Raw genomic sequence first — 24813 nt, forward strand, 5'->3', positions numbered from 1 at the left:
ACCCGGTCCCATTCCGAACCCGGTAGTTAAGCCTTCCAGCGCCGATGGTACTGCACTCGTGAGGGTGTGGGAGAGTAGGACGCCGCCGAACATTCTTCCCTGAAAGGGCTTGTGGTGGGGGCACATTCGGTTGTGCCCTGATCGCAAGCCCTTTCGGCGTGTCCACAGTAGGAGGAGCAAGTGTCCAGGTTCGGGGATCGACCCGGCGACCGTCAGCGTGGCCAGGGAGACCGCCCGCGCCGATCCGACGACGGTGGCCGAACCCAGGGCGACCGCAAGCCGGCCGGTGGCCGTGACGCTCGTGGGGGCGAGCGGACGAACGGTTACCAGCGCCGAGACGACTTCCAGCGTCGGGATGACCGCGGCGGTTACCGCCGCGACGACACCCGAGGCGACAACAAGGGCGACAGCAGGGGCGAGCGTCCCCGTTTTGACAAGTCCCGCGACGACCGCGGCGGTTTCCAGCGGCGTGACGACCGCCAGGGCGACCGCCGTGATTTCCGGCGCGACGACAAGCGGGATGACAAGCGCGACGACCGCGGTGGCGAGCGCGGCGGTGAGCGCCGTGAGTTCCGGCCCCGCGACGATCGGTCTCGTGAGTTCAAGCCTCGTGACGACCGGCCTCGTGAGGACCGCGGCGGCTACCAGCGGCGCGACGACCGCTCCGGTGACCGGGGCGGGTTCCGGCGCGACGACAGCAGGCCGCGGTTCGACCGGCGTGATGACCGTTCGAGTGACCGTTCCGGCGACCGCGGTGGTTTCCAGCGGCGTGACGACCGGCCCGGCGACCGTGGCGGGGATCGCGGTGAGCGCCGTGAGTTCCGGCCCCGCGAGGACCGCGGCGGTTACCCGCGGCGCGATGACCGGCCCGGTGACAGGGGTGGTGACCGTGGCGGTTACCAGCGCCGTGATGACCGGTCGGGTGACCGTGGCGGCTACCAGCGTCGTGACGAGCGTTCCGGTGACCGGAACTTCGGCGACCGGGGCGGGTTCCGGCGGGACGACCGCGGCAGTGAGCGTGGTGGCGAACGCGGCGGTGAGCGCCGTGAGTTCCGGCCCCGCGAGGACCGCGGTGGTTTCCAGCGGCGTGACGACCGGCCTGGTGACCGTGGTGGCGAGCGCGGTGGTTATCCGCGGCGTGACGACCGGTCCGGTGACCGTGGTGGCGAGCGTGGCGGTTACCCGCGCCGCGATGACCGACCGGGTGACCGTGGTGGCTACCAGCGTCGAGATGACCGACCGGGTGACCGTGGCGGCTACCAGCGCCGTGACGACCGGCCCGGTGACCGGGGTGGCTACCAGCGGCGCGATGACCGGACCAACGACCGACCTGGCGCCGGCGACCGGGGCGGTTACCCGCGTCGGGACGACCGGGGCAGCGACCGCCGGGACGACCGTCCCCGCTCTGACCGGCCTCGGCACGACCGGCCGCAGTACGACAAGCCGCGTTACGACCGCCGGGACGACCGCCGGGACGACCGGCGTGACGACAAGCGCGACGACAAGCGCGACGATCGGCGGGACGAGCGCAGCCGTGAGCGGGCCGCCCGGTTCCAGGACCGGGTCGCGAAGGTCGAGGACCAGCGCGGCGACGAGGACACCGCGGTCGAGGCCGACGAGTCGGTGAACACCGGCGCGGCTGTCGTCGGGACCGGTGCCGACGACCAGGTCGGCCAGGCTGAGCAGGCCGGGCAGGTCGCCGGTGCCGAGGGCGACGCCGACGAGCCGGCCGTGGCTCGGGCCGAGCGTGCGCCCGGGTCCGATGACACTGACGCCGATGACGCCGACGCCGAGGGCGTCGAGTCCGACGTCAAGATCGTGGCCGGGACCGGCGCCGGGATCGTGACCGAGGACGGCATCGGGGTCGAGCGGGAGATCCCCGGGACCTCTTCGGCCTTCCCGGATTCCGAGACCGCGGAGACGTCGGAGGCGCCCGGGACGCCCGGGTCCGCGGCGAACGCCGAGACCCCCGGGAACCGGGTCGGCTCGGAGGGTTCGGCGGATGCCGAGGCCGGCGAGGGCCGGGAGCGGGCGTTCGCCCGGTCCCGCACGCCCGAGCTGCCGCCCGAGGCGGACATCTCCGTGCTGGACCCCGATGTGAAGCAGGAGCTGCGCGGGCTGCCCAAGGGCCTGGCCGAGATCGTCGGCCGTCACCTGGCGGCCGCGGGCATGCTGGTCGACAACGATCCCGAGCTGGCCCTGGAGCACGCCCGGTACGCGCGGTCGAAGGCGGCGCGGGTCGCGGTGGTGCGCGAGGCCGCCGGGTTGACCGCCTACCACGCCGGTGAGTGGTCCGAGGCGCTGTCGGAGCTGCGGGCCGCCCGGCGCATGTCGCACGGCGCCGGGCACGTCGCGGTGATGGCCGACTGCGAGCGGGCGCTGGGGCGGCCGGAGCGGGCGATCGAGCTGGCGCGCGAGGCGCAGGGCCTGCCGCTGTCGGCGGAGGAGTCGGTCGAGCTGCGGATCGTGGCGGCCGGCGCTCGGCGGGACATGGGGCAGCTGGACGCGGCCGTGGTGGCGCTCCAGGGCGACGACCTGGAGCCGAAGCGCCGGGACCCGTGGAGCGCCCGCCTGTTCTACGCCTACGCCGACAACCTGGAGGCGGCCGGGCGCACCGAGGAGGCCGTGCGGTGGTTCCTCAACGCCGCCCAGGCCGACGACGACAACGAGACCGACGCCGCCGAGCGCGCGTTCGACCTCAGCCCGCAGGACTGAGCCGGCGCTCAGGGTTGAACCGGTCGTGAGCGACCGGACCGGCCCTGAGCGGCTCAGCCGGTCCTGAGCGACCGAAGTCACTCCCCGGAGGCCCGACACCGCACGGTGTCGGGCCTCCAGACTTGGGGCAGTGCCCGCGAACCACCCGAACGGAGGCGGCCCGTGCTGCTGGACCGCTACGACGCCCTGTTGCTCGACCTCGACGGCACCGTGTACCGGGGCCGGGAAGCCGTGCCCGGCGCGGTGGAGGCGGTGGCCGCCGCCCGGGAGCGCGGTGTCGGCATCCGGTTCGTCACCAACAACGCCTCCCGGTCGCCCTCGGACGTGGCCGGGCACCTGGTCGAGCTGGGGTTCGGCGCGGCCTTGGACGAGGTCAGCACGAGCGCCCAGGCCGGCGCGACGATGCTGCTGGACCTGGTGCCGAAGGGGACGCGCGTGCTGGTGCTGGGCACCGCCGCGCTGGCCGAGGAGGTCCGGCGGCGCGGGTTCGAGCCGGTGGACCGCGCGGACGGCGTCGGCGCGGTGGTCCAGGGGCTGTCGCAGGACCTGGGGTGGCGGGAGCTGGCCGAGGCGTGCGTGGCGGTGCGGGCGGGCGCGCGGTGGGTCGCCTGCAACGTCGACGCGACCCTGCCCACCGAGCGGGGCCTGCTGCCCGGCAACGGCGCGCTGGTGGCCGCCCTGCGGACCGCGACGGGGGTGGAGCCGCTGGTGGCGGGCAAGCCCGCGACGCCGCTGCTGGAGCAGGCGGCGAAGTCGCTCGGCGCGCAGCGGCCCCTGGTGGTGGGCGACCGGTTGGACACCGACATCGCGGGCGCGGTGAACGCGGGCATGGACTCGCTGCTGGTGCTGACCGGCGTGTCCACCGAGGAGGAGGCGCTCGGCCTCCCGGAGGGCCGACGGCCCACGCACGTCGCGGCGGACCTGTCGATCCTGCATCGGCTACCTTGAAACCGTGAGCTTCGAGGTTCCCCTGCCCGGCCCGCCGCGTGACCCGGTGGCCGGCATCGAGGACGCGCTGGCCGGCCTGGACGGGCTGGACCAGTTCGACGTGGTCGAGCACGTGGCCAGGTTCGACGACGTGCACGCGGCGTTGACCGCCGCGCTGTCCAGCGTCGACAGGGTCTGATCCGGTGCCGCGCAGGTCTCGGCTCGACGCCGAACTGGTCCGCCGCGGGCTGGCCAGGTCCCGGGAGCACGCGAGCCAGCTCGTCGCCGAGGGCCGGGTGACCGTCCGGGGCACGGTGGCCACGAAACCCGCGACCGCGGTCGAGCTGGACACCGCGCTGGTGGTCCGCTCCGACGACAACGACCCGAACTACGCCTCGCGGGGCGCGCACAAGCTCGTCGGCGCGCTGGAGGCGTTCTCCGGGGTGGTGGTGGCGGGCAGGCGTTGCCTGGACGCGGGCGCGTCCACCGGCGGGTTCACCGACGTGCTGCTGCGCGCGGGCGCCCGGCAGGTGGTGGCCGCGGACGTGGGGCGCGGGCTGCTGGACTGGCGGTTGCGCACGGACGACCGGGTCGTGGTCAAGGACCGGACGAACGTGCGGTCGCTGGTCCCGGAGGACGTCGGCGGTCCGGTCGGGCTGGTGGTGGCGGACCTCTCGTTCATCTCCTTGAGGCTGGTGCTGCCGGCGTTGGCGGCGTGCCTGGAGGAGGGCGGTGACCTGCTGCCGATGGTGAAGCCGCAGTTCGAGGTGGGCAAGGAGCGCCTGGGTTCGGGCGGTGTGGTGCGGGACCCGGAGCTGCGCGCCGAGGCGGTGCTGGACGTGGTCGCGTCCGCCGCCGGTCTCGGCCTGCGGCTGCACAGGGTGACCGCGAGCCCGCTGCCCGGGCCGTCGGGCAACGTCGAGTTCTTCGCCTGGCTGCGCCGGGGTGAGCCGCTGCCCGACGAGGCCGCCGCCGCGCTCGTGCGCACGGCCGTGGCCGAAGGACCCCAGTGACCGGTGAGGGGAACTTGGTGACGAGGGAGATCCTGCTGGTCGTCCACACCGGGCGGCGCAGCAACGTGCTGGTCGCCCAGGAGGTCGCGGCGCGGTTCGCGGCGGGCGGGGTGAACCTGCGGGTGCTGGAGGACGAGGCGCCCGACCTCGACCCGTCGTGCTTCACCCAGGTGGTGCCCGCGGACGACAAGGCGGCCGAGGGCGCGGAGCTGGTGTTCGTGCTCGGCGGCGACGGCACGCTGCTGCGCGCGGCCGAGCTGGCGCGCGCGGCGGGCGTGCCGGTGCTGGGGGTGAACCTGGGGCGGGTCGGGTTCCTGGCGGAGGCCGACTCGGACGCGCTGTACGAGGCGATCCGGCACGTCCTGGACCGCGATTACGAGGTCGACGAGCGGATGACGCTCGACGTGACCGCGTTCTCCGGTGGCGAGGTGCTGGGCAGCACGTGGGCGCTCAACGAGGCCAGCGTGGAGAAGAGCACCCGGGAGCGCATCCTGGACGTGGTGGTCGAGGTGGACGGGCGGCCGGTGTCGGCGTTCGGCTGCGACGGCGTGCTGGTGGCGACCCCGACGGGTTCCACGGCCTACGCGTTCTCCGCGGGCGGGCCGGTGGTGTGGCCGGACGTGCAGGCGCTGCTGGTGGTGCCGAGCAACGCGCACGCCCTGTTCGCGCGGCCCCTGGTGGTGTCGCCCGCGTCGGTGGTGGCGCTGGAGGTCGACCCGGAGAGCTACCCGGCGGCGCTGTCCGCGGACGGCCGCCGCACCATCGACCTGCCGCCCGGCGCGCGGGTCGAGGTGGTGGGCGGCAGCGTCCCGCTGCGGTTGATCAGGCTGCGGCAGGGCCCGTTCACCGACCGGCTCGTGGAGAAGTTCGAGCTGCCGGTGCAGGGGTGGCGGGGTCCCTCGGCCAGGTAGATCAACTGGGGAAAGCCGGCCCCCGAGCACACGGTTCGTCGGCGTCGCCCAGTAGTGTCCTCTGTTGTGCTGGCCGAGATGCGCATCCAGGGCCTCGGTGTGATCGACGAGGCCACCCTTGAGCTCGACCCCGGGTTCACCGTGGTGACGGGCGAGACCGGCGCGGGCAAGACGATGGTCGTCACCGGCCTCCACCTGCTGGGTGGCGGCCGGGCCGAGGCGTCGCGCGTGCGCAACGGCGCGGAGAAGGCGGTGGTCGAGGGCCGGTTCCAGGCCCCGGCGGGCAGCCCGGCCGCGAAGGTCGCCGAGGAGGTCGGCGGCCAGCCCGACGACGACGGCAGCGTGATCGCCGTCCGCACGGTCGGCGCCGACGGCCGGTCCCGCGCCCACCTGGGCGGGAGGTCGGTCCCGGTCGGCGTGCTGGGCGAGCTGGCCGAGCAGCTGCTGGCCGTGCACGGCCAGAACGACCAGCTGCGGCTGCTGCGGCCCGCCGAGCAGCGGTCGGTGCTCGACCGGTTCGCGGGCGACGAGGTCGCCGGGCCGCTGCGCGCCTACCAGAGGATCCGCGACGAGTGGCTGCGCGTGGCCGCCGAGCTGACCGAGCGCACCCGCCGGTCGCACGAGCTGGCCCGCGAGGCCGACCTGCTGCGGCACGGCCTGACCGAGATCACCGCGGTCGACCCGAAGCCCGGCGAGGACGAGGAGCTGGTCGCGGAGGCGCGCCGGCTCGCCGACGCCGACCAGTTGCGCGAGTCCGCGGCGGGCGCCCAGTACGCGGTGGCGGGCTCGCCGGACGGCGACCCGGACAACCCGGGCGCGCTGGGCCTGATCGGCGAGGCGCGGCGGCGGCTGGTGGCCTCGGAGGACCCCAAGCTGCGCGATTTGGAGCCCCGGCTGGTCGAGGCGGAGACGCTGCTGGCCGACGTGGGCGCGGAGATCGCGTCCTACCTTGAGCACCTGGAGGCCGACCCGGCGCGGCTGGAGCAGGTGCTGGCCCGCCAGTCCGAGCTGAAGTCGCTGACCCGCAAGTACGCCGCGGACGTGGACGGCGTGATCGCGTGGGCGCAGGACGCGGCGGCGCGGCTGTCCGGCCTGGACACCTCCGACGAGGCGCTGGCGGCGCTGGCCGCGCGGCGCGACGAGCTGGCCGTCGAGCTGGCCGGCTACGCGCTGCGGGTGACCGGTGCGCGCGCGGAGGCGGCCGAAGAGCTGGGCAAGGCCGTGTCGGAGGAGCTGACCGGCCTGGCCATGCCGCACGCCAGCGTGGAGGTCGTGGTGCGGCCGCGGGTCGCCGAGGCGGGCGACGCGCAGGCGCTGGAGGTCGGCGGCCGGCTGCTGCACGCCGGCGCGTCCGGCGTGGACGACGTGGAGCTGCGGCTCATCGCGCACCCCGGCGCGCCCGCGCTGCCCGTGCACAAGGGCGCGTCCGGCGGCGAGCTGTCCCGGGTGATGCTGGCGCTCGAGGTCGTCCTGTCGCACTCCGACCCGGTGCCGACGCTGGTGTTCGACGAGGTCGACGCGGGCGTCGGCGGCCGGGCGGCGGTCGAGGTCGGCCGGCGGCTGGCCAGGTTGGCGCGCAGCCACCAGGTCGTCGTGGTCACGCACCTGCCGCAGGTGGCGGCGTTCGCGGACCGGCACCTGGTGGTCGACAAGACCGCGGACGGCGTGCTGACCCGCAGCGGCGTGCGGCGGCTGGACGAGTCGCAGCGGGTGGTGGAGCTGGCCCGGATGCTCGCGGGCATGGACTCCACCGACACCGGTCGCGCGCACGCCGAGGAGCTGCTGGCGGCGGCGAAGGCGGACAAGGAGAGCGTGCCCGTGGTGCGGCGCAAGGCGAAGAAGAGGTGAACCGGCGCCTGCTCGGGGCGGCCCTGCTGGTCCTGGCCGCCGCGGGCGCGGTCGTCGGCACCTTCCTGCCGCTGACGGTGCTGGAGTCCGGTTTCGGCCGGGGCGACGAGGCGCTGCGCATCACGACCACGTCGTGGGCCGCGCGGCTGGACCCCGCCCAGGTGGTGGACCTGGACTTCGGCCGCACGCCCCAGTACGGCGTGCCGATCGTGGTGGCCGGGTTGCTGCTGGCGGTCGCCGCGGCCATGGTGTTCCTGCCCGAGCACCAGCGCGGGATCGCCAGGTACACCGCGCTCGGCGCCACCGGCGTGCTGGTCGGCGCGGTGTGGGCGGTGTGGTCCGCCGTGTCGGCGGCGCTGCGCGGGTCCAACGGCATCGAGCGCGAGTACCTGCGGGAGACGGCGGGCGCCGGGATCTGGCTGCTCAGCGCGGCGGTGCTGGTCGCGGTGGCGGGGTTGGTGCTGGTCCACGCCCGGCGGTCGACGCCCCGGCCGGGGGGTGCGGTGGTGTACGCGGTGGGTGACGCCGACGAGGACACGCCGCCGTTCGGCATCCCGGTGGTCGAGGTGGCGCGGCTGCCGGAGAGCGACTACGCGGGTCCGGCCGATCCCGCCGGCACCGGCCCTGTCGGCTCGGGTTCAGCGGTTCCGGGCTCCGAGACGTCGGGCTCCGAGGCTTCGGGTTCGGCGGGCTCGGGTTCCGCCGGGCCCGGTCAGGACCCCCGGGACCCGGAGCGTGCGCCGTGAGCCGGTTGGCCGGGGTGGTGGCCCTGGTCGTCGGCGCGGTGCTGGTGGTCTTCGGCTCGCTGCTCCCCCTGTACGGCGTGCAGCAGGAGGAGCTGTTCGGTTCGGGCGGGCCGGTGTCGAACGGCCGGGTCGTCACGGTCGGCATCACCGGGTGGGAGCTGGTCCGCGAGCCCGACCCCGAGGGCTTGGGCGACCAGGGCGGCCCGGAGCCGTCCTACGGCTACCCCCTGGTCCTGGCGGCGCTGCTGGCGGGCGCCGGCGCGGCGCTCCAGTTCCGCGCGCCCCGGCAGGCCGTGGCCGGCCGGCTCGCGGCGTTCACGGGCGCGGGCCTGGCCGCCGGGGTGCTGTGGGCGGTCGTGGAGACGTGGTCGGTGCTGTTCGGCGGCCCCCTGCCCGACGAGGACGTCCGCACCTTCGTGGGCTCGGGCGGCTACCTGGTGGGCGTGGCGGCCGCGCTGATCGCCGTCGGGGCCGTGCTGTCCGTCGAGTGGCCCGCCCGCGCGGCGCGGCCGACCGGCGTCGCGGTGCACCAGGTGGAGGACGACGACGACACGCCGCCGTTCGGCATCGCCATCCCGGTGGTCGAGCTGGGGCCCGTGGACGACGACCGAGGTCACCCGACCGGGTAGTCCGTCCACTGTGGAGGGGTGAAGGGCCCGGCGTGTTGGTCCGGGGGCTCCTGCGGCGTGGGCCACCATCGGGTCATGAAGCTCTCCGGGTTGCTGCACCGCACGAACCACGAATTGCCGGGCGTCACCGGCGTCGCGCGGGTCGACCGGCGCGCGGGCGACCTGCTGCGGAGGCTCGAACGCGGCGACGTCGCGGTGCTCGACCTCGTCGACGTCGACCGCCGCACCGCCGAGGCCCTGGTGGCCGCCGGGGTGGTCGGGGTGGTCAACGCGTCGTCGTCGATCTCCGGGCGGTTCCCCAACCTCGGGCCCGAGGTGCTCGTCGAGGCGGGCGTCCGGCTGGTCGACGGGGTCGGCACCGGGGTGCTGCGCGAGGTGCGGGACGGCGCGAAGGTGCGCCTGCACGAGGGCGGGGTGTTCGTCGGCGACCGCGAGGTCGCGCGGGGCGTCGAGCAGACCGCCGAGTCCGTGGCCGACGCGGTGGTCGAGGCCAGGGCGGGCATGGCGTCGCAGCTGGAGGCGTTCTCCGCCGACACCATCGAGTTCCTGCGCCGCGAGCGGGAGCTGCTCCTCGACGGGGTGGGCGTGCCCGACCTGGTCGTGCCGATGCGCGACCGGCAGGTGCTGGTGGTGGCCGGTGGGCCGCGGCACGCGGAAGAGCTGCGGAAGCTGCGCAAGTACATCCGCGAGCACCGGCCGGTGCTCATCGGCGTCGACGCGGGCGCCGACACCCTGCACCGGGCCGGGTTCAAGCCCGACGTCATCGTCGGCGACCCGGACGGCATCGGCACCGAGGCGCTGCGCGCCGGGTCCGAGGTCGTGGTGCCCGCGCAGACCGACGGGCACGCGCCCGGGTTGGAGCGCATCCAGGACCTGGGCATCGGCGCGGTGACGTTCCCCGCCGACGGCAACCCCGAGGACCTGGCGCTGCTGCTGGCCGAGGCGCACGGCGCGGCCCTGGTGGTGACCGTGGGCGTGCAGGCCGGGCTGCGGGAGTTCCTGGACCGGGGGCGCTCGGGGTCGAACCCGTCGACGTTCCTGACCAGGCTCAAGCTGGGCGACAAGCTCGTCGACGGCCGGGCCGTCGCGGTGCTGCACCGCGGCCGGGTGTCGACGGGCGTGGTCGTGCTGCTGGTGTCGGCGGCGGTCCTGGCGATGGTGGCCGCGCTGACCGTGTCCGGTGTCGGGCAGGCGTACCTGGACGTGGCGGCCGACGCGATCGGCTCCGCCGTGACCTGGGTGAGGGGGTTGTTCCGGTGATCTCGCTGCGCTACCACGTCGTCAGCGTCACCGCGGTGTTCCTGGCGCTGGCCGTGGGCGTGGTGCTGGGGTCGACCGCGATCAGCGGCCGGTTGCTGTCCGGGCTGACCGACGACAACAGCGAGCTGGGCCGGGAGGTCGCCGCGCTGCGGGAGGGGCGCCACGCGCAGGACGCGCGGCTGGCCGAGGCGGACCGGTTCGCCGGCGCGGTCGGGCCGCTGGCGGTGGGAGGGCAGCTCGCCGACCGGTCGGTCGTGCTGGTGACCACGGCGGACGCCGGGCCGGACGACCGGGACGCGCTGGCGGAGCTGCTGCGCGCGTCCGGGGCCGAGGTGACGGGGGAGGTGCAGCTCACCGACTCCTTCGCCGACCCCGACAAGGCCGACCAGCTGCTGGGCATGGTGGCGCGGCTCCAGCCCGCCGGGACGCGGCTGCCCACCGGGGCCGACCCGGGCACGCGGGCGGGCGCGCTGCTGGGGTCGGTGCTGCTGCTCGGCCCGGACGGCAAGCCCCAGGCGGCCGAGGCGGAGGTGGAGGCGGCGCTGAGCGGGTTGGCGAGCGCGGGGTTCGTCCGGCAGGGCGCGCGGGTGCGGCCGGCGCAGCTGGCCGTGGTGCTGACCGGGGGGTCGGTGTCGGGCGCCTCGGCGGGCGACCGGGCGGCGGTGGTGGCCCGGTTCGCGTCGCAGCTGGACCGGGCGGGCGCGGGCGCGGTGCTGGCCGGCGGCCGGGGTTCGGCGGACGGCACGGGCGCCGTCGGCGTCGTCCGGGCGGACACGGCGGCGACGTCGGTCCTGTCGACGGTCGACAACCTGGACACGGCGGCCGGGCGCGTGGTGACGGTGCTGGCGCTGCGGGAACAGCTGGACGGCAAGGCCGGCCGCTACGGCGTCGCGGGCAACGCGGAGGGCGCGGCCCCCGTCACCACCGGCTGACCCCGCGCGAGTCGAACCCTCAGACCGACCGTGTCGAACCCTCAGGCACACCGTGTCGAACCCTCAGACCCCCCGAGTTCCACACCCAGGACCAGCCGAGCCGTGCACCCGACCCCGCGTGTCCTCCGCTCAGGCATCGCGTGTCGTCCAGTCGGGCATCGCGTGTCCTCCGGTCAGGTCCGGCGTGTCCTCCGGTCGGGCTTGGCGTGTTCCGCGTTCGAGCCGCCTGAACGTGGAACTCGGAGGTCCTGAGCGTTCGACACAGTGGTCCTGAGTGTTCGACTCGCGGTGTCTGGGTGGAGGACACGCGGTGTCTGGGTGGAGGACACGCGATGCTTGAGTGGAGGACACGCGGGGGGTTGGGTGGCGGTAGGCCATCCGAGTGATGCTCAACAGGACCCACCAGCGCGCTGGGTGACCGGTGGCGTGTTAGCGTTAGGGCCCGTGGACAGGGCCGTTGGCCCTGCGGAAATCCAGACCACGGGGAGCCTCCTTGGTGCAGCAGGCACGTACGACCAAGCACGTTTTCGTCACCGGGGGCGTCGCCTCCTCCCTCGGCAAGGGCCTCACCGCGTCGAGCCTCGGTCAGCTGCTCACCGCCCGTGGTCTGCGGGTCACCATGCAGAAGCTCGACCCGTACCTCAACGTCGACCCGGGCACGATGAACCCCTTCCAGCACGGCGAGGTGTTCGTCACCGACGACGGCGCGGAGACCGACCTCGACATCGGCCACTACGAGCGGTTCCTCGCCCGTGACCTGTCCGGCGAGGCCAACGTCACCACCGGCCAGGTCTACTCGGAGGTCATCGCCAAGGAGCGGCGCGGCGAGTACCTCGGCGACACCGTCCAGGTCATCCCGCACATCACCGACGAGATCAAGCGCCGCATCCGCGCCATGGCCGAGCCCGGCGCCGACGGCGTCGCGCCCGACGTGGTCATCACCGAGGTCGGCGGCACGGTCGGCGACATCGAGTCGCTGCCGTTCCTGGAGGCGTGCCGCCAGGTCCGCCACGACGTGGGCCGCGACAACGTCTTCTTCCTGCACGTCTCCCTGGTGCCCTACCTGGCGCCCTCCGGCGAGCTGAAGACCAAGCCGACCCAGCACTCGGTCGCGGCGCTGCGCAACATCGGCATCCAGCCCGACGCCATCGTGTGCCGGGCCGACCGCGAGATCCCCGACGCGCTCAAGCGCAAGATCGGCCTGATGTGCGACGTCGACACCGACGCCGTGGTCGCCGCCGTGGACGCGCGGTCGATCTACGACATCCCCAAGGTGCTGCACGCCGAGGGCCTGGACGCCTACGTGGTGCGCCGGCTGGACCTGCCGTTCCGCGACGTCGACTGGACCGTGTGGGGCGACCTGCTCGACCGCGTGCACAACCCGAACGAGAAGGTCCGCATCGGCCTGGTCGGCAAGTACGTCGACCTGCCCGACGCCTACCTGTCGGTGACCGAGGCGCTGCGCGCGGGCGGGTTCGCCCACCGCACCAAGGTCGAGATCGTGTGGGTGCCGTCCGACGAGTGCCAGACCCCGTCCGGCGCGGCGCACGCCCTCTCCGGCCTCGACGCGATCCTCATCCCCGGCGGCTTCGGCGTGCGCGGCATCGAGGGCAAGATCGGCGCGATCACCCACGCCCGCACCCGCGGCCTCCCGCTGCTGGGCCTGTGCCTGGGCCTCCAGTGCCTGGTCATCGAGGCGGCCCGCAACCTCGCGGGCATCGCCGACGCGAACTCCGCCGAGTTCGAGGACACCGGCTCGCCGGTGATCAGCACCATGGCCGACCAGCAGGACGTGGTCTCCGGCCAGCGCGACATGGGCGGCACCATGCGGCTCGGCGCGTACCCGGCGAAGCTCGTACCCGGCTCCCAGGTGGCGCTGGCGTACGGCGCGACCGAGGTGTCCGAGCGGCACCGGCACCGCTACGAGGTCAACAACGCCTACCGCGACCGGCTCGCCGCCGCGGGCCTGGTGTTCTCCGGCACCTCGCCGGACGACCGGCTGGTGGAGTTCGTCGAGCTGCCCGCCGACGCGCACCCGTTCTTCGTGGCCACCCAGGCGCACCCGGAGCTGAAGTCGCGCCCGACCCGCCCGCACCCGCTGTTCGCGGCGTTCGTCAAGGCGGCCCTGGACTACCGGCTGGCCGACCGCCTGCCGCTGCCGGAGCCGGAGACCGCGGGGGCCGCGAAGTGACCGGGAGGCACGAGTTCAGCACCGTCTCCTCGCGGGACGTGCACGTGGGCAGGGTCGTCGCGCTGCGCGTGGACGAGGTCGTCATGCCCGGCGGCGGCACGGCCAAGCGCGAGGTGGTCGAGCACCTGGGCGCGGTGGCCGTGGTCGCCCTGGACGACGACGGCGCGGTCACCCTCATCCACCAGTACCGCCACCCGCTCGGGCGGCGGCTGTGGGAACTGCCCGCGGGCCTGCTGGACGCGGCGGGCGAGTCGCCGCTCTCGGCGGCCCGGCGCGAGCTGGCCGAGGAGGTCGGGCTGGCCGCGTCGACGTGGGAGACGCTGGTGGACGTCGCCGCCTCGCCCGGCTTCACCGACGAGGTGGTGCGGGTCTTCCTGGCCCGCGGCCTGAGCGTGGTGGACCGCGACGCGCAGGGCGAGGAGGAGGCCGACCTGGAGGCCGAGACCTTCCCGCTGGACGAGGCGGTGGCCATGGCCCTCGCCGGCGACATCGTCAACGGGGCCGCCGTGTCCGGGCTGCTGGCGGCGCAGGCGGTGGTCGCGGGTCGTGCGGAGAGCCGCCCGGCGGACGCGCCGTTCGGGGACCGCCCGACCCGGTTCGCCCGCCGGTCGGAGGGCTGAGCGGGACGGGTCGCCTGCTGGCCGGGGGCTGAGCGGGGACGGTTGCCCGTCGGTCCCAGGGCTGAGGGGGCGGGTCGTGCAGGCTGCGGGCCCCGGTCCCGGGCGGGAGAAGTCGCCTGGGCGGGTGCCGGTCGGGGGAGCGGGCGGCGGGGTCGCGGGCGTCGTGAGCCGATCAGCGGCGGTGGCCCGCGACCAGGCGGTGCGCGCGGCGCGTGGCGGTCAGGATCTCCTGCCACCGCGCGCCCGCCACCAGGTCCTCCCGCCGGCTGAACGGCGTGGGCCCCGAGGGCGTCCGCCGACCCGCCCGCTTCTCGGCCCGCCGGACCTCGGCGAACGCCGCCACCGCCGCCTTCCACCGCTCCCGCCGCGCCTCCAGCAGCTCCAGCGCCCGCACCAGCGCCTCGTCGTCGCACTGGAACGGCCCCACCTCCAGTTCGAGGTAGGCGAGCGTGCCGAAGTGCCCGTACGGCCGGAACAGCTGCACGCACGACTTGAGCGCGGACACCCGCCGGCGCATCGGCAACGAGGCGTCACGCACCTTGCGGGCGTGCACGGCGAAGCTCACGGGTCCCAGTCTCCCTGACCACCGGCCCCGGTGGATGGCGGATAATGGCGGACGTGCGTGGGGGAGGGCCGTGGGGAGTGGCCGCGGCGGCGGCGGCCGGGTGCGGGGTGCTGCTGTTCGTCGACCCCAACCAGCCCGGGTCGCTCCTGCCGCCGTGCCTGCTCTACGCGCTGACCGGCATCCAGTGCCCGGCGTGCGGTTCCACGCGGATGGTCCACGCGCTGCTGCACGGCGACCTCGCCGCGGCGTGGCACTTCAACGCCGTCATGCTGGTCGCCGGGCTGCCACTGCTGGTGTGGTTGTGGGCGAGGTGGGTGCGCGCGGCCAGGTCGGGCAGGCCCACCCCGCCGGTGCCGCGGGCCGTGGGCGTGCCGGTGGTGGCCCTGGCCGTGACGTGGATGCTGGTGCGGAACCTAGTCGCGTAGCTTGCGGCCCTGGCTGTCGGTGCCGCCGTTGACCAGCAGGACGATCCCGTCGACCAACGACCAGATGCCGCACCCGCCGCAGGTCAGGAGCTGTGCGATGCCGATACCGGTGTCACCGATGTAGAACCGGCCGATGCCGAACGGCAGCACCAGCTGGAGCACGCCCGCGGCGATGCGCGACTTGTCCGACAGCGGCTGCCCGGTCAGCGGGTCCACGCCGTAGGGCGCGCCCGGGTTGAAGCCCGGCGGGTAGGCGTGCGCGGGGTCGGCGTAGCCCTTCGTGCCGGGCGGGGGCGGCCCGTAACCGGGGGCGGCGTATCCGGCGGTCGGGTAGCCCGCGGTCGGGTGGCCGGGCGAGGCGTAGCCGGTGGCCTGCGGGTACTCGGCGACCGGCGGCTGGAACCTGGGGTGCGGCAGGTCGTTGAACAGCGCCGCCAGCTCCTGGGCGGTCTGCGCGCCCGACGCGAAGCCGACGCGCTGCTCGTACTCGCCGATCTCCAGGCGACCGGCCGCGAAGTGCTCGTTCAGCGCGCTGATCGCCTCTTGGCGCTGCTGGTCGCCGATGCGCACCTGGTGGGGTTCCGACACACGTCAACGCTAACAGCCGCCCGCCGCTCGCAACCCGGGAACGCACGAGTCGCCGATGAGAGGTGAAGGCGCTGGTGGGGGCGGGGCTGGTGGGTGCTCCGGGGTGGCGGTGGGCACCCGTGCACCTCGACGCGGGCGCTCGGGGGCGGCACACTGCCTTGCGCACGGGGACGGGTGTGACGGGCGGGCGCGCGGGTGGGCAGGCGGGCGGCGGGCTCGGGTGGCCGGCGACGGGCTCGACGGGCTCGACCAGGCGGCAGCACGACCGGACCGCGAGCACGACCGGCTCAACCGGACAGCGGCGAGTACAGCGGCAAGAGCACGAGCAGGCACGAGCACGAGCAGCGCAGTTATGCACAGGCGGCGGACGAAGGTCCCGGAATTGTCAGACCTCAGCGGTAATGTCAAAGCAGGGGTCCCCTTGGGGGGGACCCCTGCCGGTGTGGCCATCGCGGCCTACCTCGACCACCTGGCGGTGGAGCGCGGCACCGCCCGCAACACCCTCGACTCCTACACCCGCGACCTCCGCCGCTACGCCGCCCACCTCGCCGCCCGCGACGTCACCGACCTCGGTCACGTCACCGAGCCCCTGGTCACCGACTTCCTGGCCGGGCTGCGCGAATCGGGCCTGGCCGCCTCCTCCGCCGCCCGCACCCTGGTCGCCGTGCGCGGGCTGCACCGGTTCGCCCACCGCGAGGGCCTCACCGCCCACGACCCGGCCCGCGAGGTGCGCCCGCCGCAGCCGCCCAAGCGGCTGCCCAAGGCCATCCCGGTCGACGACGTGCTCCGGTTGCTCGACACCGCCCGCGGCGACACCCCCGCCGAGCTGCGCGACCGCGCCCTGCTCGAACTGCTCTACTCCAGCGGGGCGCGCATCTCCGAGGTCGTCGGCCTCGACGTGGACGACCTCGACACCGCCGAGCGCACCGTCCTGCTCGACGGCAAGGGCGGCAAGCAGCGGGTCGTCCCGGTCGGCAGGCCGGCGCTCGCCGCGCTGGACGCCTACCTGGTGCGCGCCCGCCCCGCGCTGGCCAAGCGCGCCAACCCCGCCCTGTTCCTCAACGCCCGCGGCGGCAGGCTCACCAGGCAGACCGCGTGGCACGTGCTCAAGGCCGCCGCCGGGCGGGCGGGCATCACCGCGGAGGTCTCGCCGCACACCCTGCGCCACTCGTTCGCCACCCACCTGCTGGAGGGCGGCGCGGACGTGCGCGTGGTGCAGGAGCTGCTGGGACACGCCTCCGTCACGACGACCCAGGTGTACACCCTCGTAACCGTGAACACCTTGCGCGAGGTCTACGCGACCGCCCATCCTCGCGCTTCGGGGTGACGCGGGCCCCCGGGCCCGCACCGGACCGGAAACGACCGAGCGAGCAGACGAGCTGGAGGTGCCGACCAGGTGCCGAACTTGGACGAGCCGGAACCCGCCGCCATCGAGCTGGGGTCGGTGCTGCACGCGTTGAGCGACCCCACGCGGCTGGCGGTCGTGCGGCAGATCGAGTCCGGCGGCGAGCGCCTGTGCGGCGCGCTGCTGGTGGACGTGGCAAAGTCCACCCTGTCGCAGCACCTGCGCGTGCTGCGCGAGGCAGGCATCACCCGGACCAGGGCCTGCGGCAACCAGCGGTGGGTCTCGCTGCGGCGCGACGACCTGGACCGGCTGTTCCCGGGTCTGCTCGACGTGGTGCTCCGGGCGGCGGGCCGGGCGGGCGCGGTGCGGTGACGCGCACCACCCCGAGGTGACAACTCTTCGCGCCGGCTCCGGCGAGGCGCGTTGCTGCCCGGCTTCCCGGTGCCTAGGCTGCGCCCAGGCAGAGGACTAGGGATCGGAAGGCGATGTCGACACCGGGGCACGCGAGCGGGTCGTGGGGAGCACCGCCCCCGCCGCCGCAGCAGACCGGTGTGCCCCGGGCCCAGGTCGAGCTGAGCCTGGCCCCGCACGCCGCGCCGGTCGACGAGGACGCCACCGAGCAGCTGGTGGGCGACATAGGCCCCACCGGCCGGCCGCTGCGCTACGTGCCCGACCCGCCCCTCCTCGCGCACCACGGCCCGGCCCGCATCATGGCGGTCTGCAACCAGAAGGGCGGGGTCGGCAAGACCACGTCCACCATCAACCTCGGCGCGGCCCTGACCGAGTACGGCCGGCGGGTGCTGCTGGTCGACTTCGACCCGCAGGGCGCCCTGTCGGTGGGCCTGGGCGTGCACCCGCACCAGCTCGACCAGACCATCTACAACGTGATCATGGAGCGCAACGTCGGCATCAACGACGTGATCATGAACACGCCGGTCGAGGGCATGGACCTGCTGCCCAGCAACATCGACCTGTCCGCCGCCGAGATCCAGCTGGTCTCCGAGGTGGGGCGGGAGCACACGCTGGTCCGCACGCTGCGCCCGGTGATCGACCGCTACGACTACGTGCTGGTCGACTGCCAGCCGTCGCTCGGCCTGCTCACGGTCAACGCCCTGGCGGCGGCCGACGGCGTCCTCATCCCGCTGGAGTGCGAGTTCTTCAGCCTGCGCGGGGTCGCCCTGTTGATAGACACCATCGAGAAGGTCAGGGAGCGGTTGAACCCGAAGTTGGAGATCACCGGCATCCTCGCCACCATGTACGACCCGCGCACGCTGCACTCGCGCGAGGTGATGGCGCGCGTGGTCGAGGCGTTCGGCGAGGTCGTGTTCGACACGGTGATCAACCGCACCGTCCGGTTCCCGGAGACCACCGTCGCCGGCGAGCCGATCACCCGCTGGGCGCCCCGCTCGGCGGGCGCGAAGGCGTACCGGGCACTGGCGCGCGAGGTGATCGCCCGGTGACCCGACGCCCATCACTGCCGGGCGCGTCCGAACTGTTCCGCCTCACCGGCTCGGCCCCCGAACCGGTCCCTGACCAGGGCTCCGGCCAGGACTCCGGCCGGGCCGCACCCGAGCCCGCGCCCGCACCGCGGCGGGGCACCGGGCGGCAGAAGCACTCGACCAAGATCACCGTGTACGTGTCCGACGAGGAGCTGCTGGCGCTGGAGCACGCCCGGCTGGCGCTGCGCGGCGAGCACGGTTTGGTGGTGGACCGGGGCCGGGTGGTCCGCGAGGCCATCGCGATCGTGCTGGACGACCTCGAAGGGCACGGCGAGGACTCCCTGCTGGTGCGCAGGTTGCGCGAGCGGTGAGCGGTGAGGCACCACCCGGGGTCCTGGCGGAGACGGCCGGGACCGGGGCCGGAGCGCCCGGGGCAGCGGCGGAGACGCCGGGGGACGCGGCGGCAGAGGCCGGGAGCGCGCCGGAGGCGGCACCGGGGGCGGCCGGGGACGCCGTCGGGCAGGTGGCGCCGACCCCGCCCGACGACGGTCGGTTCAAGGTCCGGCTGACCAACTTCGAGGGCCCCTTCGACCTGCTGCTCCAGCTGATCTCGCAGCACACCCTGGACGTGACCGAGGTGGCCCTGCACCAGGTCACCGACGACTTCATCGCCTACATCCGGGCCATGGGCGACCAGTGGGACCTGGACGAGACCACCGAGTTCCTGGTCATCGCGGCGACCCTGCTGGACCTGAAGGCGGCCCGGCTGCTGCCCGCGGGCGACGTGGAGGACGAGGAGGACCTGGCCCTGCTGGAGGCCCGTGACCTGCTGTTCGCGCGGCTGCTCCAGTACCGGGCGTACAAGCAGGTGGCGGCCCTGTTCGGGGAGCTGGAGCAGGGCGCTTACCGGCGCTACCCGCGGTCGGTGGCGCTGGAGCAGCGGTACGAGGGGCTGCTGCCCGAGGTGATGCTCGGCGTGGACGCGCGGCGGTTCGCCGAGATCGCCGCGGTCGTGTTCCGGCCCAAGCCGCCGCCGACGGTGTCCACCGACCACATCCACCAGCACCGGGTGTCGGTGCGCGAGCACGCCGACCTGCTGCGGGAACGGCTGGCCGAGCTGGGCACGACGACGTTCGCCGAGCTGATCGCCGGGTGCACGCAGACCATGGAGGTGGTCGCCCGGTTCCTGGCGCTGCTGGAGCTGTACCGGGAGAAGGCGCTGGCGTTCGAGCAGCCGGACCCGCTCGGTGAGCTGCGCATCACCTGGGTGGGCGACGAGCAGCAGGGACGGGCGCCGGAGCGGGCCGAGGACGACGCCGAGGACGAGGACGAGGAGTACGGGTGACCCAGAACGAGCCGGCGCCGCCCGACCGGGCCGCGCCCGAACCCGCCCTCCCGCCGGGCACCGCGGCCGAGCCGGTCGCCTCGGGCGCGGAGCCCACCCCCGCGCTCGACCTGCCGGAAACCCCGGGAGCACCGGAAACGCCGGAAACACCGGAAGTCGACGAGACCGGCGGCCTGCCCGACCTGTCCGACGACGCCGAGCTGGACGGCGCGCTCGAATCCGTCCTCCTCGTCGTGGACAGCCCCATCGCCGAGGACCAGCTCGCCGGCGTCTTCGAACAGCCCGTGAAGCGCGTCACCCGGGCCCTCCACCGCCTGGCCGCCCGCTACACCGAGCAGGGCAGCGGCATCGACCTGCGTAGAATCGGGGACGGCTGGCGGTTCTACACGCGGGACCGCTTCGCGCCATTCGTGGAGAAGCTGCTGCTCGACGGGCAGCGCGCCAAGCTCACCCGGGCCGCGTTGGAGACCCTCGCGGTCATCGCCTACCGGCAGCCCGTCACCAGGGCCAGGGTCGCGGCGGTGCGCGGGGTGAACGTCGACGGCGTCATCCGCACGCTCGTCGCGCGCGGCCTGATCGCCGAGACGGGCACCGACTCCGACACGGGTGGCATCCTCTACCGCACGACCGAACTGTTCCTGGAGCGGTTGGGCCTGTCGTCGCTCGGCGACCTGCCCCCGATCGCTCCCCTCCTGCCCGAAGTGGATGCGATCGACGATGTCTGACCAGGACAAGCCCGAAGGGGTCCGGCTCCAGAAGGTGCTCGCCAAAGCGGGGGTCGCCTCGCGCCGGGTGGCCGAGGAGCTGATCGAGCTGGGCCGCGTCCAGGTCGACGGCGAGGTGGTCCGCGAGCAGGGCCGCCGGATCGACCCCGAGACGGCGGTCGTGCACGTGGACGGCGTCCGCGTGCAGCTCAGGGACGACGTGCTCACGCTCGTCCTGAACAAGCCGCGCGGCGTGCTCTCGACCATGCACGACGAGCAGCACCGCCCGTGCGTCGGCGACTACCTGGCCAACCGCAAGGACCGCCTGTTCCACGTCGGCAGGCTCGACGCCGACACCGAGGGCCTGCTGCTGCTGACCAACGACGGCGACCTCGCGCACCGCCTGATGCACCCCTCCTACGAGGTGCCCAAGACCTACCTCGCCGAGGTGCCCGGCCCCATCCCGAGGGACCTGGGCCGCACCCTGCGCGCGGGCATCGAGCTGGACGACGGCCCGGTCAAGGTCGACTCGTTCCGGCTGATCTCGGCCGTGCCGGGCAAGGCGCTGGTCGAGGTCGTCCTGCACGAGGGCCGCAAGCACATCGTCCGCCGCCTGCTGGAGCACGTCGGCCACCCGGTGGAGAGCCTGGTCCGCACCGCCGTGGGCGAGGTGCGCCTGGGCAACCAGCGGCCCGGTTCCATGCGCGTGCTCAACCGCCAGGAGGTCGGTTCCCTCTACAAGGCCGTCGGCCTGTAGTTGTTCAGCGTCAGCCCGTGGACGCTGAACGGGACCGGCTGAACAATCGCCCTCGTCGAAGGGGAGGGCGACGTGGCCAGACGGGAGAGCCCCTTACGGGCGGAGCACCACGGGCTGGGTGAGTTCGCGGCGGAGCTGCGCAAGCTCCGGGAGCGGGCGGGCGGCCCCACCTACCGGCAGTTGAGCAGGCAGGCGCACTACTCGCCCGCGGCGCTGTCCGAGGCCGCGAACGGGCGCAAGCTGCCCAGCCTCGCCGTGACCCTGGCCTACGTGCGGGCGTGCGGCGGCGAGGTGTCCTCGTGGGAGGCCCGCTGGCGGGAGCTGTCCGACCAGCTCGCCGCGCCGCGCGCCGAACCGGACGACGGCCGCGCGCCGTACGCCGGGCTGGCCGCGTTCCAGGTCGAGGACGCCGACCGGTTCTTCGGCCGCGACCGGCTGGTCGGCGAACTGGTCGAGCTGGTCGGGCGGCGGCGGTGCACCGGCGTGTTCGGCGCGTCCGGGTCGGGCAAGTCCTCGGTGCTGCGGGCCGGCCTGGTGGCGGCCTCGCCCGGCCCCTCGGTCGTGCTCACGCCGGGCGCCCACCCGGTGGAGGAGCTGGCGGCGCGGATCGCCGCGTTCACCGGCAAGACCGCGTCCGCGCTGGTCACCGAGTTCTCCTCCTACCCGGAGAACCTGCACCTGCGCGTCCGGCAGGCCGTGGTGGGCCGCCACGACGACCTGCTGCTGGTGGTGGACCAGTTCGAGGAGGTCTTCACGCTGTGCGCGGACCCGGCCGAGCGGGCCGCGTTCATCGCCGCGCTGACCACCGCCGCGACCGCGCCGACCGGCCGGACCAGGGTCGTGCTCGGCGTGCGGGCCGACTTCCTCGGCCACTGCGGCCGGCACCCGGAGCTGGTCGAGGCGCTGCGCGGCGGGCACGTGCTGGTCGCCCCGATGACGGCGGACGAGCTGCGCGAGGCGGTCGTCGCGCCCGCCAACGCGGTCGGCTGCAAGGTGGAGACCGCGCTGGTCACCCGCCTCGTGTCGGACGCGGCGGGCCAGCCCGCGGCGCTGCCGCTGGTGTCGCACGCGCTGCTGGAGACCTGGCGCAGGCGGCGCGGCGTCGTGCTCACCCTGGCGGCCTACGAGGAGGCCGGCGGCATCGAGCACTCGATCGCGCGCAGCGCCGAGGACGTCTACGCCCGGATGTCCCCCGACCGGCAGCTGGTCGCCAAGCAGGTGTTCCTGCGGCTGATCGCGGTCGGCGAGGGCACCGAGGACACCAAGCGCCGGGTGGCCCGGGACGAGGTCGACCACCCCGAGGTGCTGGCCGCCCTGGCGGAGGCGCGCCTGGTGGTGCTCGACCGCGACACCGCGGAGCCGGCGCACGAGGCGCTGATCCACAACTGGCCGCGGCTGCGCGGCTGGATCGCCGAGGACCGCGCGGGCCTGCGGTCGCAGCGGATGCTGACCGACGCCGCGCGCACGTGGGAATCGCTGGACCGGGACCCGTCCGCGCTGTACCGGGGCACCCGGCTGGCGCTCGCCCGCGAGTGGGTCGACGGGGAGGCCTGGTCGCGGCTCACGCCCGGTGAGCAGCTGTTCCTGGAGGCCAGCATCGCCGCGGACGACGCGGTGCACGCCGCCGAGCACCGGCGCGCCCGCCGGCTGCGGCAGCTGGTGTCGGTGATGGCGGTGCTGCTGGTGCTGGCGTTCAGCGCGACCGTGTTCGCCGTCCGCGCCGAGCGGTCGGCCAGCGAGCAGGCCGCGATCGCGCTGGCGCACAAGGTGATCACCCAGGCCGCCGGGCTGCGCACCACCGACCCGGGGCTGTCGTTGCAGCTCAACCTGGCCGCGCACCGGCTGGCCCGGCTGCCGGAGACGCGGGACGCGGTGCTCGGCGCGTTCGCCGAGCCGTACGCCACGCGGATCACCGCGGCGCGGTCGGTGGTGGTCGCGCCGAGCGGGTCGGTGCTCGCGGTCGTGGACGACACCAGCACCCGGAACGCGCGGCTGGTCGACGTGTCCGACCCGCGCCGCCCGGCGCACCTGGCCGAGCTGCCCGCGGTCGCGGGCGTGGCCGCGGTGGCGTTCGACCCGGGAGGCGGGCGGGTGGCCGTGGCCGGCGCGGGCCGGGTCGTGGTGGTGGACGTGCGCGACCCGCGGCGCCCGGAGGTCGGGCAGGTGCTGTTCGAGCAGGAGCCCACCAGGACCGCGGTGTCGCTGGCGTTCTCGCCCGACGGCCGCCGGCTCGCCGCCGGGTACGGGGACCGGCCGGCGCTGGTGCGGGACCTCGGCGACCCGATCCGGCTCCGCCGGCCGGAGCGGGTCGGCGGCGACGCGTCGCGCGCGGTGGCGTTCCTGTCCCCGACGGCGCTCGCGGTGCTGTCCGGCGACCGGGTGGACGTCGTCGACGTGACCACCGGCGCGACCACCACCGCCGTCTCGGGCGTCGGCGCGCTCACCGCGCTGGCCGTGGCGGGCTCGGGGCGGCTGCTGGCGACGGCGGGCGAGGACCGCGTGGTGCGGCTGTGGGAGGTGGGGGAGGGCCCGGCGCGGCAGCTCGGCGTGCTGCGGCACGGCGCCGACGTGCACGCGGTGGCGTTCGACGGCGCCGGCCGGGTGCTGGCGACGGCGGGGCAGGACCAGGTGACCCGGCTGTGGGACGTGGCCGACCGGGGCGCGCCGGTCGAGGTCGCCGCGCCCGCCGGGCACCTCGGGCCCGTGACCTCGGTCGGGTTCGCCGCCGGCGGCCGGTCGGTCGTCACCGCGGGCGGCGACCGGACCGTGCGGCTGGTCGACGTGGCGGACCTGCCGTTCCGGCAGGCCACGCAGGTCCGGTCGGTCGTGGTCGCCGCGGCGCGGGAGCTGGTCGCGACCGTGGACGACGAGGGCGTGCTGCGGCTGGTCCACCCCCTCGAACCCTCCGGGTTGCGCACGGCGCGGGCGTTGACCGAGCACCGGGGCAAGGTCCGCGCCGCGGCGCTCAGCCCGGACGGCGCGCACCTGGTGACCGTCGCGGAGGACGACGCGGTGCGGGTGTGGCGCGTCGCCGACCCGGCCGCGCCGGTCCTCGTCGGTGACGCGGGCGAGGGGCGCGTGGTGGCGTTCAGCCCGCGCAGCCCCTACTTCGCCACCGGCGGCGTGGACGGGTGGACGAGGCTGTGGGACGTGCGGACGCTGTTCCAGACCTCGGTGGTCGCCGACCTGGACGCCCGGAGCAGCCCGGTCAACGCGGTGGCGTTCGACGAGACCGGCGAGCGGCTGGTGGTGACCAGGCTCAACGGGTGGACCGAGGAGTGGGGGCCCACCGGTCCGGGCGGCCTGGTGCGCCGGCCGCGGCCGAGCCCCACGGCGGCGCAGGTCGAGTCGCTGGCCGTGGCGGTGGGCGGCGAGCTGGTGACCGTGGAGCAGAACGGGCAGGCGGCGCTGTGGCGGCGGCCCGAGCGTCGGTGGGACGCCAACCTCGGGCAGCACGTGGAGGTCGCGCCGCGGGAACCGGTCGGGTCGGCGGTCCGGGCGGTCGCGGTGCGTGACGGGCGGGTGGCGGTGGCCGGCGCGGACGGGGTGCTGCGGGTGTTCGACCTCGGCGGGTCGGAGCCGGTGCGGGCGGTGGCGTCGTTCGCGGCGCACGCGTCCGGTGTGAGCTCGGTGGTGTTCGCGCCGGGCGGGTCGGGGTTGATCAGCGCGGGCGATTCGGCGGTGCGGTTCTGGGAGACCGACCTCGCGGCGGTGGAGGAGCGCGTCTGCGCCGTCGCGCACCCGCGGATCACGGCGGAGCAGTGGGCCCGGCACCTCGGGGACATGCCGTACGACCCGCCGTGCGGCGCCTGAACGTAGAACTCAAGGGTCCTGAGTGTTCGACACGGTGGTC

At 74.9% G+C, this 24813-nt stretch carries 24 protein-coding genes and 1 rRNA gene; 23 read left to right on the top strand and 2 right to left on the bottom strand.

Translation table 11 applies throughout. From position 1 onward, the window contains the following. The 14 genes from rrf to ABD223_RS32300 all read left to right on the top strand — a co-directional run. Positions 1-91, top strand: a 5S ribosomal RNA gene (rrf, locus tag ABD223_RS32235); the annotation flags it as partial. 126 nt (positions 92-217) lie between these two features. Continuing rightward, positions 218-1627: a hypothetical protein gene (locus ABD223_RS32240; RefSeq protein WP_344040447.1), complete on the top strand. Its 1410-nt coding sequence runs from the start codon at positions 218-220 to the stop codon at positions 1625-1627. Beyond that, complete coding sequence (locus ABD223_RS32245; protein WP_344040449.1) at positions 1624-2715, top strand: tetratricopeptide repeat protein; 1092 nt, start codon at positions 1624-1626, stop codon at positions 2713-2715. Before ABD223_RS32240 ends, ABD223_RS32245 begins: the two co-directional genes overlap by 4 nt. Before the next feature lie 162 nt (positions 2716-2877). After that, positions 2878-3663 carry an HAD-IIA family hydrolase gene (locus ABD223_RS32250; RefSeq protein ID WP_344040451.1) on the top strand — a complete coding sequence of 262 codons (786 nt, stop codon included), beginning with the start codon at positions 2878-2880 and terminating at the stop codon, positions 3661-3663. 4 nt (positions 3664-3667) lie between these two features. Further along, positions 3668-3841, top strand: coding sequence for a hypothetical protein (locus ABD223_RS32255; RefSeq protein WP_344040453.1), 174 nt, complete (start codon positions 3668-3670; stop codon positions 3839-3841). Positions 3842-3845: 4 nt separating this feature from the next. After that, positions 3846-4655, top strand: a complete 810-nt coding sequence (locus tag ABD223_RS32260) for a TlyA family RNA methyltransferase (protein ID WP_344040455.1) — start codon at positions 3846-3848, stop codon at positions 4653-4655. A gap of 14 nt (positions 4656-4669) precedes the next feature. Next, positions 4670-5566, top strand: coding sequence for an NAD kinase (locus tag ABD223_RS32265; RefSeq protein ID WP_344040625.1), 897 nt, complete (start codon positions 4670-4672; stop codon positions 5564-5566). Between the two features lie 66 nt (positions 5567-5632). After that, complete coding sequence (gene recN / locus ABD223_RS32270; protein WP_344040457.1) at positions 5633-7414, top strand: DNA repair protein RecN; 1782 nt, start codon at positions 5633-5635, stop codon at positions 7412-7414. Next, positions 7411-8160, top strand: coding sequence for a hypothetical protein (locus tag ABD223_RS32275; RefSeq protein ID WP_344040459.1), 750 nt, complete (start codon positions 7411-7413; stop codon positions 8158-8160). The genes recN and ABD223_RS32275 overlap by 4 nt, the downstream gene beginning before the upstream one ends. Beyond that, on the top strand, positions 8157-8789 hold the full coding sequence (locus ABD223_RS32280; protein ID WP_344040462.1) for a hypothetical protein: 633 nt from the start codon (positions 8157-8159) through the stop codon (positions 8787-8789). Before ABD223_RS32275 ends, ABD223_RS32280 begins: the two co-directional genes overlap by 4 nt. A 75-nt stretch (positions 8790-8864) precedes the next feature. Beyond that, positions 8865-10049 carry a putative cytokinetic ring protein SteA gene (gene steA, locus ABD223_RS32285; protein ID WP_344040463.1) on the top strand — a complete coding sequence of 395 codons (1185 nt, stop codon included), beginning with the start codon at positions 8865-8867 and terminating at the stop codon, positions 10047-10049. After that, the gene (locus tag ABD223_RS32290; protein WP_344040465.1) at positions 10046-10981 is read left to right on the top strand and encodes a copper transporter; all 936 of its coding nucleotides are present in this window, start codon (positions 10046-10048) and stop codon (positions 10979-10981) included. Before steA ends, ABD223_RS32290 begins: the two co-directional genes overlap by 4 nt. A 496-nt stretch (positions 10982-11477) precedes the next feature. Next, positions 11478-13172, top strand: a complete 1695-nt coding sequence (gene pyrG / locus ABD223_RS32295; RefSeq protein ID WP_380648371.1) for a CTP synthase — start codon at positions 11478-11480, stop codon at positions 13170-13172. Beyond that, positions 13169-13792 (top strand): NUDIX domain-containing protein, encoded by a 624-nt coding sequence (locus ABD223_RS32300; RefSeq protein ID WP_344040468.1) that lies wholly within the window; start codon positions 13169-13171, stop codon positions 13790-13792. The genes pyrG and ABD223_RS32300 overlap by 4 nt, the downstream gene beginning before the upstream one ends. A gap of 172 nt (positions 13793-13964) precedes the next feature. Here ABD223_RS32300 and ABD223_RS32305 read toward each other — a convergent pair whose 3' ends face one another. Further along, positions 13965-14357, bottom strand: coding sequence for a hypothetical protein (locus ABD223_RS32305; RefSeq protein WP_344040469.1), 393 nt, complete (start codon positions 14355-14357; stop codon positions 13965-13967). Positions 14358-14401: 44 nt separating this feature from the next. Between ABD223_RS32305 and ABD223_RS32310 the strand changes: the two genes are divergently transcribed. Next, the gene (locus ABD223_RS32310; protein WP_344040470.1) at positions 14402-14782 is read left to right on the top strand and encodes a DUF2752 domain-containing protein; all 381 of its coding nucleotides are present in this window, start codon (positions 14402-14404) and stop codon (positions 14780-14782) included. Here ABD223_RS32310 and ABD223_RS32315 read toward each other — a convergent pair. Beyond that, positions 14771-15370: a DUF1707 domain-containing protein gene (locus ABD223_RS32315; protein ID WP_344040471.1), complete on the bottom strand. Its 600-nt coding sequence runs from the start codon at positions 15368-15370 to the stop codon at positions 14771-14773. The two genes, ABD223_RS32310 and ABD223_RS32315, sit on opposite strands and share 12 nt — an antisense overlap. A 442-nt stretch (positions 15371-15812) precedes the next feature. Between ABD223_RS32315 and xerD the strand changes: the two genes are divergently transcribed. The 8 genes from xerD (at position 15813) to ABD223_RS32355 (ending at position 24773) form a co-directional block, all read left to right on the top strand. After that, the gene (xerD, locus tag ABD223_RS32320; RefSeq protein WP_344040472.1) at positions 15813-16697 is read left to right on the top strand and encodes a site-specific tyrosine recombinase XerD; all 885 of its coding nucleotides are present in this window, start codon (positions 15813-15815) and stop codon (positions 16695-16697) included. 69 nt (positions 16698-16766) lie between these two features. Beyond that, a complete protein-coding gene (locus ABD223_RS32325) occupies positions 16767-17087 on the top strand; it encodes an ArsR/SmtB family transcription factor (protein ID WP_344040473.1) in 321 nt (106 codons plus the stop codon). 113 nt (positions 17088-17200) lie between these two features. Beyond that, positions 17201-18175, top strand: a complete 975-nt coding sequence (locus tag ABD223_RS32330; protein WP_344040476.1) for a ParA family protein — start codon at positions 17201-17203, stop codon at positions 18173-18175. Then, a complete protein-coding gene (locus ABD223_RS32335; RefSeq protein ID WP_344040478.1) occupies positions 18172-18525 on the top strand; it encodes a hypothetical protein in 354 nt (117 codons plus the stop codon). Before ABD223_RS32330 ends, ABD223_RS32335 begins: the two co-directional genes overlap by 4 nt. 152 nt (positions 18526-18677) lie before the next feature. Beyond that, entirely contained in the window at positions 18678-19499 is an 822-nt protein-coding gene (locus ABD223_RS32340) for a segregation and condensation protein A (RefSeq protein WP_344040626.1), read from the top strand. Next, positions 19496-20224 (top strand): SMC-Scp complex subunit ScpB, encoded by a 729-nt coding sequence (gene scpB / locus ABD223_RS32345; RefSeq protein ID WP_344040479.1) that lies wholly within the window; start codon positions 19496-19498, stop codon positions 20222-20224. Before ABD223_RS32340 ends, scpB begins: the two co-directional genes overlap by 4 nt. Next, positions 20217-20960, top strand: coding sequence for a pseudouridine synthase (locus ABD223_RS32350; protein ID WP_344040480.1), 744 nt, complete (start codon positions 20217-20219; stop codon positions 20958-20960). The genes scpB and ABD223_RS32350 overlap by 8 nt, the downstream gene beginning before the upstream one ends. A 72-nt stretch (positions 20961-21032) precedes the next feature. Further along, positions 21033-24773: an nSTAND1 domain-containing NTPase gene (locus tag ABD223_RS32355; RefSeq protein ID WP_344040482.1), complete on the top strand. Its 3741-nt coding sequence runs from the start codon at positions 21033-21035 to the stop codon at positions 24771-24773. Positions 24774-24813: the final 40 nt, after the last annotated feature.

It is taken from the genome of Saccharothrix xinjiangensis (genome assembly GCF_039527585.1).
Classification (GTDB): domain Bacteria; phylum Actinomycetota; class Actinomycetes; order Mycobacteriales; family Pseudonocardiaceae; genus Actinosynnema; species Actinosynnema xinjiangensis.

Excerpts from the sequence above, each read along its gene's own strand:
- steA (WP_344040463.1), top strand. The coding sequence starts at position 8,865 with ATGAAGCTCTCCGGGTTGCTGCACCGCACGAACCACGAATTGCCGGGC.
- ABD223_RS32310 (WP_344040470.1), top strand. The coding sequence starts at position 14,402 with ATGGCGGACGTGCGTGGGGGAGGGCCGTGGGGAGTGGCCGCGGCGGCG.
- ABD223_RS32330 (WP_344040476.1), top strand. The coding sequence starts at position 17,201 with ATGTCGACACCGGGGCACGCGAGCGGGTCGTGGGGAGCACCGCCCCCG.
- ABD223_RS32350 (WP_344040480.1), top strand. The coding sequence starts at position 20,217 with ATGTCTGACCAGGACAAGCCCGAAGGGGTCCGGCTCCAGAAGGTGCTC.